The 11,460-nt window shown below is 38.1% G+C and carries 11 protein-coding genes and 2 riboswitches; of the genes, 2 read left to right on the top strand and 9 right to left on the bottom strand.

The window, feature by feature from the left end:
• Positions 1 to 279 precede the first annotated feature (279 nt).
• Entirely contained in the window at positions 280 to 441 is a 162-nt protein-coding gene (locus tag AC1MGI_RS08505) for a hypothetical protein (RefSeq protein ID WP_480349320.1), read from the bottom strand.
• Positions 442 to 972: 531 nt separating this feature from the next.
• Between AC1MGI_RS08505 and AC1MGI_RS08500 the strand changes: the two genes are divergently transcribed.
• The gene (locus tag AC1MGI_RS08500) at positions 973 to 1,506 is read left to right on the top strand and encodes an ECF transporter S component (RefSeq protein ID WP_480349319.1); all 534 of its coding nucleotides are present in this window, start codon (positions 973 to 975) and stop codon (positions 1,504 to 1,506) included.
• Between the two features lie 222 nt (positions 1,507 to 1,728).
• On the opposite strand, the gene AC1MGI_RS08495 is transcribed toward AC1MGI_RS08500, so the two are convergent.
• Positions 1,729 to 3,129: an MFS transporter gene (locus tag AC1MGI_RS08495; RefSeq protein WP_480349317.1), complete on the bottom strand. Its 1,401-nt coding sequence runs from the start codon at positions 3,127 to 3,129 to the stop codon at positions 1,729 to 1,731.
• A gap of 125 nt (positions 3,130 to 3,254) precedes the next feature.
• A riboswitch (glycine riboswitch) is annotated at positions 3,255 to 3,335 on the bottom strand.
• 3 nt (positions 3,336 to 3,338) lie between these two features.
• Positions 3,339 to 3,439: riboswitch (glycine riboswitch) on the bottom strand.
• Between the two features lie 252 nt (positions 3,440 to 3,691).
• Here AC1MGI_RS08495 and AC1MGI_RS08490 point away from each other — a divergent pair.
• Positions 3,692 to 4,087 (top strand): SRPBCC domain-containing protein, encoded by a 396-nt coding sequence (locus tag AC1MGI_RS08490; RefSeq protein ID WP_480349316.1) that lies wholly within the window; start codon positions 3,692 to 3,694, stop codon positions 4,085 to 4,087.
• 77 nt (positions 4,088 to 4,164) lie between these two features.
• Here AC1MGI_RS08490 and AC1MGI_RS08485 read toward each other — a convergent pair whose 3' ends face one another.
• The 7 genes from AC1MGI_RS08485 to AC1MGI_RS08455 all read right to left on the bottom strand — a co-directional run bounded on the left by AC1MGI_RS08485 (position 4,165) and on the right by AC1MGI_RS08455 (position 11,457).
• The gene (locus AC1MGI_RS08485) at positions 4,165 to 4,431 is read right to left on the bottom strand and encodes a DUF3986 family protein (RefSeq protein WP_480349315.1); all 267 of its coding nucleotides are present in this window, start codon (positions 4,429 to 4,431) and stop codon (positions 4,165 to 4,167) included.
• Between the two features lie 204 nt (positions 4,432 to 4,635).
• On the bottom strand, positions 4,636 to 7,020 hold the full coding sequence (locus AC1MGI_RS08480; protein WP_480349314.1) for a polyprenyl synthetase family protein: 2,385 nt from the start codon (positions 7,018 to 7,020) through the stop codon (positions 4,636 to 4,638).
• A gap of 506 nt (positions 7,021 to 7,526) precedes the next feature.
• Positions 7,527 to 7,718, bottom strand: coding sequence for a hypothetical protein (locus tag AC1MGI_RS08475; RefSeq protein ID WP_480349313.1), 192 nt, complete (start codon positions 7,716 to 7,718; stop codon positions 7,527 to 7,529).
• Between the two features lie 34 nt (positions 7,719 to 7,752).
• Positions 7,753 to 8,148, bottom strand: a complete 396-nt coding sequence (locus tag AC1MGI_RS08470) for a VOC family protein (RefSeq protein ID WP_480349312.1) — start codon at positions 8,146 to 8,148, stop codon at positions 7,753 to 7,755.
• Positions 8,149 to 8,423: 275 nt separating this feature from the next.
• The gene (locus AC1MGI_RS08465) at positions 8,424 to 9,236 is read right to left on the bottom strand and encodes an inositol monophosphatase family protein (RefSeq protein ID WP_480349311.1); all 813 of its coding nucleotides are present in this window, start codon (positions 9,234 to 9,236) and stop codon (positions 8,424 to 8,426) included.
• Between the two features lie 158 nt (positions 9,237 to 9,394).
• Complete coding sequence (locus AC1MGI_RS08460; RefSeq protein ID WP_480349310.1) at positions 9,395 to 10,339, bottom strand: ComEC/Rec2 family competence protein; 945 nt, start codon at positions 10,337 to 10,339, stop codon at positions 9,395 to 9,397.
• Positions 10,336 to 11,457, bottom strand: a complete 1,122-nt coding sequence (locus AC1MGI_RS08455) for an ABC transporter ATP-binding protein (protein ID WP_480349309.1) — start codon at positions 11,455 to 11,457, stop codon at positions 10,336 to 10,338. Before AC1MGI_RS08455 ends, AC1MGI_RS08460 begins: the two co-directional genes overlap by 4 nt.
• Positions 11,458 to 11,460: the final 3 nt, after the last annotated feature.

The following is an 11,460-nucleotide window of genomic DNA, read 5'->3' as shown; positions in this document are numbered from 1 at the left end:
ACTACCATCCCAGCTCTGAAGAAGTGGGCTTTCTCGTTCGAAAGGTCTGTAAAATCATTAATTTGGAACTTATCAATTGTCATACCGCTCACTTTTTGTTCTATACAGATGTCAGTACCATCAATTCCGTACATCTTTCGTGTAATGGCATTCTCTAAATCTGTATCTAAAATGGTTGAAGAACGGCCCTATCAAGCAGGACGTTACTAAATGACTTTTTCATTCCATTATATTCAATTTCAACCGAAACTAGAGGCAAATGATCATCCATATAAAATTTCATACTCTTTTACGCACTCCTATATATGGCTGTTCAATTACCTTTATTTCTTCATTATTTGCGTGAAAGATATATAATTCGCGACTTTGATTTTCCGCATGTCGTTTTTTATATACTTTCCATGCTGCATTGCCGTTCTCAAAGTCACCGATCACCGACATTTCTTCAAGGACCCTTTCTTTTCCTCTTGTTTCTGATTTAATGCTTCTACTAAGACACACCGTTCTGGAAAATGCTGACGAAATTCAGACCACTTCATTCACATGCGTATCCGGTTCAATCATAATTTTCTTTTGATTCTATCATTTTTATGATGCAAAGAGTTTAGATTCCTTCTATAAACTGGCACCTAAGTTTTAAGCTAAATTGACACTTTTAAATATACCAATCCTTTGCTAAAGTTTTCAGTAAATAAACGGCATTAAAGGGAAAGGATGCTGCTATCATCGGAAACCACTTGTACAAGTATGGACTGAACTCGTTTATCATGTCCAAGTGCTCGATAACGGTATCTATGGTGAAGGTTTTATATAATTTTTCGTTCTGACTGATAGAAGGAATCCGTTGCAGTGTTGACTATCATTAAGTTACCCCTGTTGAAGACATACGCGATCTAGATTTCAAAAGAAACGGCAACCTTGCACTTCTATCCCTTAATGCCTATAAAGAAAAGATAAGAAAGGTTTATGTCTATGCAAAAAACAACGAGTTATTCAAACACACGTACTTTCGATTTAATTCAAACATCCATGTTAATTGCACTCGTATTCGTTGCCACGGTCTTGTTAAATATCAAACTACCGATCACGGCAAATGGCGGGTTAGTTCATATGGGGACAGCTATGCTTTTTATCGGATCCATCTTATTTGGTCCTAAAAAAGGCGCCATCGCTGGTGCCGTTGGGATGGGGTTATTTGACTTAATCTCTGGTTGGACATTGTGGGCACCGTTCACTATTTTAGCTCGCGGCTTGCAAGGATATATAGTTGGGAAAATCGCCTGGTCGAAAGGCCGCAACGGAAATAGTATTGGTTTCAATCTATTTGCTACTATCATTTCGGCTCCTTTTATGTTAGCTGGTTATTACATTTGTGAAGGGGTACTATTTAGTAGCTGGATTATACCAGCGGCCTCTATTCCCGGAAACATCGTTCAAAACGTTGTGGGGATCTGTGTAGCTATTCCAGTTTGTGCTGTACTGAAAAAAATTCCGCTTTTTAAATAGGTATTAAAAAGCTGGGCAATAACACAAATAATTCTTATAAACATTATTTTATAGTACATGAAAAAGGGGAAACGCTTCGTATATCAAGCATTCTCCTTCTTTTTTTCATTAAACTTCGGATTTAAATGAGATTCACTTTTGATCTTTATTTCCAATATACTTCTATTCCTACAATTTTTTCTTCCCCATTATCTTTCTTTATGGTGCATGACTCAATGTAGTTCAAGAAGCCTTTCTCTCTTTTATTGATTTTTTAATACCTTCTTTTGGAATCGTAGCTACTATAGCTAGTAAAGCTAGTCCAGCAAACATAGCATTTGTCAGCAACCCTATACTTGCAGCCACATCCATATTTCCAGCCTTTTCAACTACACTATAAACAGTAACAGATATCGCTAAACCGAATGAGCTGCCAAGTGTACTAGACATTTTATAAATACCTGCTGCCTCTCCTGCCTTTGCTGTCGGAACATTGTCTACTGCTGTATCTATAGATGGTGTCGCATAAAGGCCAAGTCCAATCCCGTACACAGTAAAACCAATAAAAACAACAACGGAATAAATCAAATTGGGTAAGATTGTTAAGGTCATTAACATAATTCCAGCTATCACTAAAAGACAAGCTAAGACCATCGGCTTTCTTGGACCACTTCGTTGTAATACTTTTTCACCAACACGAATCATCACTAACACAGCAACTAAATTGCCAATAGATAATAACCCAGATTGAAAGGAACTGTATCCTCTTGCCATTTGGACATAGGTATTGGCAACAATAAGTGCCCCCGCTACAGCACTCAGTAAAAAGTTTGACAAAGTAGCCCCAGTAAAATAGTTATTTTTAAATAAAGAAAGATCGATAAATCCGTTAGATTTTCCTTTTACAACTTTTAAAAATACCCAACCACCTATGACAGTGACAGCCACTAACGTCAACGAAATGGGGCTTGTCCAACCCAAGTCCTCTCCACTTGTAATGACAACATTTAAAGCGAGCATCACTAGGAGAAAGATAACAAAGCCAGAAAAGTCAAATTTTGATGAATGGCTTTGTTCGGCTTTACTCTCTGGTACATTTTTAATCAAAAACATAGATAGCAAAGTGAAAATAATGGAAAAAACAAAAATCCAACGCCATCCCAAAGACGTAGCAATTAAACCTCCTGCAAACGAACAAATGCCCATGCCGCCCCAAGATCCAAAAGACCAGTAGCTTAAGGCTCTTTGTCGATCAGCACCATCAAAATAGGTTTTCACCAAAGCAATCGTCGCAGGCATAATACACGCTGCCGAGAAACCTTGAATCACACGCCCAATCATTAAGAGAATCGTCTCCTGTGCAAAGACGAGACAAAGTGAACCAATTATATTTAATAGTAAGCCAATAGTCGTAATTTTCTTGCGTCCAATTCGATCAGATATTCCTCCAGCTGCTACAATAAACATGCCTGAAAATAATCCGGATAAACTAATGGCTGTATTCAAAACTCCCAATGAAATTCCCATATCTAACTGAACTTCCGGCATCACATTTATTAGTGACTGTGAGAAAAGCCAATACGTAAGCACCCCAAACACAATCCCCGTCATCATTCTGTTATTACCTCTATAGCTTGTTTTCATGGTAAACCTCTCCTTTTTGGTTAACTATCCATTAAACTAACTATGTCTCTTCAGTGATGATGATCGTGTAAATTGCAGGCACAATAAAAAGGACAGAGAAAAACAGTGTGTTTTTCTCTGCCCTTCTCTGTCCCTTTACCTGAGAGTTTAGCTCAATAGAGCCTTTCCCCTTTGGTGGCGTATCAATTCATACGCTCTCTCCAGAGGTGTGTCCAGTTGCAGTTCTTCTACCTGAGAGATTCGCTTCAAGGGTCTTATTGAAGTTTGCTCCTTCGGTGGCTTATCATAAACACTCTCCTGCAACTTTCATCCAACTATATTTTCTGTATATTCTGTATATTCTATATTTATAGAATAATTTCAAATTCCGAACATGTCAACTAAAATCGAAAACGCTTTCAAAAATTATTGTCACTTTGACACTCAGAAACATTCGTTTCACAAGACGTTCCACGGAAGGTATTAATATGAATGAGGAGGTAACGCTCATTTAGTTGAAAAAGAATTCTTTGTCAAGTATGTTAAAAATAACAATGAATTAATATTGAAGGTGGGCTAATTAATGAGTAGTACAGAAGATAATAGTTCTATTTTGATTGTTAGTGATAAAGAAACGGTTTGGAATGCTATTACTGATGAGGAAAAACTATCACAATGGTATGCGCCGGGTTCACCTTGGGAAATCCCCAATCTAACTGTAGGAGAGCAAGTAACTTTTACGTTAATGCCTAGTGTTCATAATAGTCTAATAGAGAAATTTCCTATGTCCTTAACGATTGAGAATGTAAAACCTTATCAGGAGTTTTCCCTTTACTTGGATTCACAACAAACACTTATATCCTTTATGTTAGATGAGGAAAGCAATGGAATAAGAGTTACAATGAATTCCGGAGACTTCGACGAATCGTTAGCAAATTTGAAAGCCTTGATAGAGGGAAAGGAAATACCTTACATTTAAGGGGACATAAGGACAGGTTTCCTGTCCCATTAGACATCTACAAAATGAAAGATTTGCGGGAAAATGAACCTTGCCCATTAAATTATATTATGCAACGATAACCACTGCTCAAATCTTTTTACCCCAAAATCATAATCAAGTTCTTTATTGTAGATGGCAAAAATTCTACTTCCAAATCCATCTATTGATAATTCGTTTTTGGGGGTCATGTTTTGAAAACCATACTGGTCAAAATCATAGAAAACATCCCATACATTTTCCGATTGCCTTTTGAATGCTACACACTCAAAATCAAAGTTATCTTCATAATAACCTAAATGTACATGATATCTATCGTCATACAATATATCCGTTTAATCCCCTGTCATTAAGCTCCGTTTGATTCAACCGCAAGGGACATAGGGACAGGAAACTGTCCCATTTGTTGTCTTATTTTAAAATAAGTCGTGCCACGCACTCAACATGTCCAAAGTAATGCTTCAACACTTCAGATGCTAAGAATAAAAAAACTCTCGGTATTCTATCTAAATTTTACGTATCACAAACTCTTAATGATCCCGGTTCACAATATAATTTAATAGATGCTTCAGAAAAGGAGTTTTCCGGGGCATCTCGTGCATCGCTTCTATCGCAAGACAGTAATGTTCCCACATTGCCTTTCTAGCACCAGCAGCACCTAGGACTGATACAAAAGTTTTATTGTTGTTTTCAGCATCTTTGCCAATTGGTTTTCCGAGTACGTTCAAATCTCCCTCAACATCAAGCAGATCATCCTTAATCTGAAACGCAATACCGGCATGATGAGCAAACTTTTTCAAAGCTTTAATCTCTAACTCATTCGCCTGGGCGAGAATGGCAGGCATGATAAGGGAAGCTTCAAAGGCAATCCCAGTTTTATAAAAACTCATCATATTCAATTGTTCCAGTGTCAATTGTTTCCCTTTAGAATTCAAGTCCATCGCTTGTCCCTTACACATATCCTCTGTCATTTGGGCCGAATATTGAATCAAGTTAAGTACAGTTTTCAAATCGAACTGGTCTAGAGATGCTTGTTCCCAGGTTGCCCTCTGGGTCAGAAAGAGACCGGTTAGTTCAGCTATTGCAGTTGTATACACCTGATGAAGGGTTGGACGCCCCCTGCGGATGGACGCATTATCTTGGGATGGCAAATCATCGAAGATTAGGGATGCGGTATGCATATACTCCAATGATCTTAGAAGTGGAACGATTGCTGAACTTTCTAATCCATATACATCAACACCCATCACCCAAGTCACAATCGGCCTCAATCGCTTGCCATCGCCTTCCAAACTGTAATTTGCAGCATCAACGATTGGCTCTTCCATCAAAGGAACATTATCGGTTTTAGAAATATATAAGATGTTGTTGATCTGATTACGTACGGTTTCGATCGTATCTAAAAATTCTTCCTGCTCTTTCCGCTCATTTTTCAGGATGGTAATCATATGGTCCCTAAGCAATTTATCAAAGAAATCCACATCATCCGCTTTTTGAACCATTTTTTGGATTACATGATTGAAATTCGGATTTTCAGGAGCAAATAACTCCATAACTTCATTGTATTTTTTGGTTCCCATTCGTTCTTTAAATCGTTTCAGGCCATTTATCGCACGATCCAATATCACTTCACAGGTCTTCGTATCTGAATGATACACGTTATGGATCAAATGGGAGATGACCGTCCAGTATAATTCAAATGGATTTATAAGATCCGGACGTTGATCATGATATTTCATATAATAGGTATAAGGGGTTACCGCACCGTCCTTCATGTCATCAAACATATCTGCAAAATCATCAGCAAGCTGATTGTAAATTCCATAAAAGAATGTTCGGTTGTCAAAACCCTCGTCAAAAGAAGCACTGATTACTGAACGGACAATTAATCGTGAAGAAGAGGATTTTAAAATAATCGGGATATAAAGCTCTTCATTGGTGTAATTTGCATTGGATAGTTCTTTTACACGGTCCACTTCCTGAGAATGAAAAAACACATAGGATTGCTCGAAAAATTTTTTTCTCGTCTCTGGTCGCTGATAGGCCTTCATATACTCAAAGGCATCTCGGAGTTCCGTATGAATATAGCGGATTAGATCTGAGTTTTTTCCAGTCCACTCGCCCAATTCCGGAACAGCACCTGTGATAAGTGTGGTACGTATTAAATCAGAATATTTTCTTTTCTCTTTTTCGGATAAAACTTTGGCATCGAGAAGATCGTCAATGAATGGATAGGTCAGACCATAGAAGTACCCTAACCGAATAGCCTCATCAAGTTTCTGAGAACGTTCTTCAGGGGATATTTCATCGCCCATCTCATCCACCACATGCATGATTACCCCAGCCATGATTTTAATAAGTTTTCGCTGGGCTTGCTCTGCATCCATTCCCTTTGGAATATTGGAAGAGACAGTCTTTAGTTTGTCCATCACCCAAATCATCGTGGATTCAACGCCTTCCTCCTGGGCCTTCCGATAAACCCCAGCCATGCTAAACATCTCCGAATTGTTACCTCGATCGGTTGCGGTGGAATGAGTCAGGTGTGTTTTTAATCGGTCAACGACACTTCGAATCCTTGTCTGTGTGTCAGGTGAGTCCAAAGCTTTGCCTAGATCCCGCAAGAAAATATAAGAGATGCTGCGACCCAGGTAATTCTCTAGTTTATCAGTGTAATCCAGCCATTTAATATAATTGTGATACTCCCGAGAATCAGCTTTTTTCTTACCGCGCAAAAAAAAGGATACAAATGAATGATGATGGATGTGGTTCTGTTTCCAGGACTGAATATCTTTTGTCAAAGTAGGTACATAGGTCTTTTGCATAACTTGCGTACAAAGTGATTGATAATATTGAGCAGCCTTTTGCTCCGCCAATCGATAGCACGCATCGGCGTTTTTTATGAAATCCTTATCCATACGATACATTACCTCTACTTAACAATTTCTTATAATTCATACAAGCATTTTTAATAAAATCAACCAAAATATTTTCCTCAAACATAACATCTCTTTAACCCGAAAGCTAAATATAGACCTTTGTAGTATATACCTTTTTCCACAATCTCTCTTAACACTATGAACTTACAGATCGTTTAATGTCCCAAAAGTCAACTTTGATGAAGATTAATTAACATTCGATATCCCTACTAAAAAGAATTCCGATATTCTGCGTGAAGGCATTTCCTCTTTTTCACTCATGGAATTCTGCAAAATCCTTTATTTTTAAATTCCAAATGAGATATTGTAAATGAAACATCCCCTCAAAGCAGTTATCTGAGGGAACATAGAACATACTTGAATTACTCATAATGCTATATCAAGTGAAACTTTAATCAGTAAGGTTTTGGCTGTCCATTAAAGCGGGATAAAAAGTACAAATGGCTTCGCATCACTTAAGATACGAAGCCATTTTAGAATGATTATTATGTAAATACCAGCTGTTCCGACAATTCTTCCATTTGGATGCGGTAATTGTCACCAGTTGCAAAGGCATGCTCATGTAGCCGTAAAAGACTATACGTTAGGAAATGTGGAGTTTCTACTTCATCATGTGCAACCGCTTCGGGCATTGCAAGACAGATATTGCGCGCATTCAAGCATGCCTGCCGCATCATGTGATTTCATGCTTTAAATCAACTATCTTGGATTCTATTTTGCATTCACATCTGGTTGATGAATTCCAAATATATTGCCTTCTGTATCCATATAATATCCTTGCCACGCCATTCCAGGCAGGGCATACTTAGGCATTGCGACATGGCCGCCATTTTCCATAATTTTTGTTTCCGTAAAATCGTAGTTTTCCACTCCCATTGTACAAGCATAACCATTTAACGCCTGATTTGTTTCTGGGGGAGCACTTTGACGCTGCATCAAAGCACCATTGATTCCTAGCTCATTTTCATCGCCCGTCACCGCTCCAAAGTAAGGCATACCAGCATAATCACTCCAATCTTGAAATGACCAGCCGAATACCTCTCCATAAAACTTCCTTGCTCGTTCCATATCATCAACATGAATTTCGAAATGAACTAATCTTCCCATAATTACCTCCTAATTTCCCATTAATATTTCTCCCTAATTCCATCCATTTGTTCGCTCTCGATTTCCTATCTATTATCGTTAAAATAATGGAAATATATTCATATAGATATCATATCCTAAATGGCATTAACATATCTACAGTTACCATGAAAGATCCATTATTAAAAATGCTATATTTGCCTAATTACAATGGTGACAGTTCGGAGCCGAAATTTCAGTAGCTTTCCGATCGTAAAAGTATATCTGCTAAATGAAAGTTTCACTTTATGTATTCCTCAAATGAGTAATGATACTAACGCTTCATGTATCCGTGTATTCGATGCAACTAACGTATGATCGCTTAATCGAAACGCATTGCCTTCACGATTCGTGACGGTTCCACCTGCTTCTTTGAGAATAATGATTCCGGCTGCGACATCCCATGGATGCAGTCCATCATGAAAGAAACCCGTAAGCTGTCCGGTAGCTACCATACATAAATCCAGGCTTGCAGCACCAATAATTCTGAGACTCCTTGATTTCCCAATAATATTTTCCATATGTTTCATTCCATCAGAATTAGGCTTCCAATCATAGGCAGGAAATCCTGTCGCAAGTAAAGACTCACTTATTTCTTTTTCCGTTCCGACATGTATTCGTTCCCCGTTCAAAAAAGTGCCGCCATTGATTTGGGCTGAGTATAAGTCCTTTGTCAAAGGATTATACACGACGCCACAAACAGGAAATCCATCCTTCACAATACCGACAGAAATGGCAAAGTGAGGAATCTGGTGAATAAAATTAGTCGTCCCATCAATTGGATCAATAATCCAGCCATATTCATCAGAAGGTTGGCTCAATTTTTCTTTATTTCCTTGGGCACTATCTTCTTCAGATAGGATCCAGTGATCAGGGTATTCTTCTCGAATTAAGCCACACAGGTATTCCTCGATTTTCACATCAACCTCCGTTACAAGATCCGATTGATTGATTTTCTCTTTCATATGAATAGGTTTATTCATAAGATCGATTAGCAATTCTCCAGCATTTTTAACATGTTTGATGGCTGAATTTAATATTGTATGGACGTTAACATCTATTTGATTCATATACTTCCCTCTTTTCTGTGGAAAAGGGGCGGGGCTTCGCAAAATCAGCTTCGCACCGCCACCTTCATAAGGTGATACAATTTTTAGAACCTGAATCCTTTTCGTCGTTTTAGTAGAGTGTAGATGCTCATGGATGTTTCTACTACACTTAAAAATGATTAATAACCTATTTGAACGTTTAATGATTCACCTTCAAATAGCTGAAAAGAATATCCATTTTGGATACTTCCTGTTAAATAAAAAGGAGCTTCAATTCGTAAACGAAGTTCATCCCAGTGAGGGTGTAAAAAGGAAGAACGATTTACACTAATCGAGATCACACAGTATTCTGGTTGAATGAGTTCAAGAATTTCTTTCGTAAAAGCATCTTTCATTCCGTGGTGAGGCACTTTCCAAATTAGACTTTTCAATGATGTACGTGAAGATAATATTTTCCATCCTTCTTCCAGCTGATCACCACCGAAAAGAATATTCTCTGCCGGATTTGAATCTACTGATAATCGAAACACAGAGCTGTCAGCGTTTGACTCTTTAAAAAAGCGTTCCAAAGCAGTAATTTCTTTAGTAGAAATAGACTCTTGTCCCTCCAGAAATTCTTGGAGAGTATTGTATGCAGGGAGAGGGTCACCGATCCAAGGATACATATGAGTTAAGACAAACCCGTCTTCGGACCAGACGATGGAATCTTCCTTCGTTGCATATTCACTTCGCCATTTTATGGTTGTCCCTTGCTTTTCTAATAACGCAATAAATTCTAAATAGCTTTTCAGCATATTGAATACTCGTTGCGCTGCTTCATTTCCGTTAAATTTTCCTTCATCAAGATTGGCCAGATTAAAAGGCTGATAGGGAAGAATCACTGTATCTATCTTCTTACACTTCACAATGTCTACTAATCCATTAAGATGATCTTCGTGAATATGCGTAAGAATCATCAAATCCAACTGATCGATCCTGTTTTTTTCCATCCACTTCAAAGGATGGTCTTGTTCATCTGATAGAATCCCATCTCCTCCATCGATTAACGTAATCAATCCAGACGGTAACTGAATGATATGCGAATCTCCCCAGCCAACATTCAGAAATTGAACATTTGCCTTCATATTTTAAAGCCTCCCACTTTCGTCATTTCAATCTCTTTTTTTATCAAATGTACTTTTGATGGATCTAACATCATGGTGATTTCCCCCTCAAGTGGGCCCGATATTTTCGGATTAAAATCGTCAACGATCCATTGCATCGAACCTGCTTCTACCCAATACCGAATCGTCCTTCCAAGAAAGCTGCTTTTCACTATATTCCCTTTTACTCCGTTTGATTGATTACCTTGAATGTCGACTTTTGATGAAACGGATATATATTCTGGTCGAATTACGAGTGTCACTTCTTCACCAATTCTTACGTCATGTTCATTTTTGGGCACATTGATTACGGCATCATTACATTCCACCATAATGAATCGATCATTCATTTCAATAACTTTACCCTCAACAAAATTGGCAGTCCCTACAAAATCTGCTACAAATTTTGTTTTTGGCTTAAAATAAATATCTATCGGGGTACCTACCTGACAAATCCGTCCTTTATTAAACACGGCAATTCGATCTGAGATGGACAAGGCCTCGTCCTGATCGTGCGTGACGAATATGGCAGTGAAACCAAACTTCTTCTGTAACGCTCGTAACTCATCCCGGACTTCAACCCTCATTTTCGCATCTAAATTACTCAAAGGTTCATCCATTAATAATACGTTCTTGCCCATCACTAATGCTCTAGCAAAGGCGACCCTTTGTTGTTGTCCACCACTCAATTCTTTCGGGAAACGATTCTCCATTCCTATCAATCCAAACATTTTCAGCATCGAATCGACTCGGTCTTGGATTTCCTTTTTAGGGGTTTTTTTCAGCTTAAGACCATAAGCTATATTCTCGAAAACATTCAAATGTGGAAAGAGTGCATACTCTTGAAATACAAGTGGTGTATCACGCTTATATGCAGGGAGTTCATTTATTTTTTTCTCTTCAAAATAGATGTTCCCATCATCCGGCTCATAAAATCCAGCGATTAAACGCAGGAGTGTTGTTTTACCACAACCACTCGGTCCTAAAAACGTTAGAAAACTACCTTTGGGTATATCTAACGAGATATTGTCAATCGCTAAATAGTTGCCAAAAGTTTTAGACAAATTTTCAATTTTTATGATGACTTCTTCCGTATTCATAGG

It is taken from the genome of Peribacillus sp. BM1, assembly GCF_056679975.1.
The sequence above is the reverse complement of the archived record's forward strand: the minus strand, read 5'-3'. Positions and strand labels throughout refer to the sequence as shown.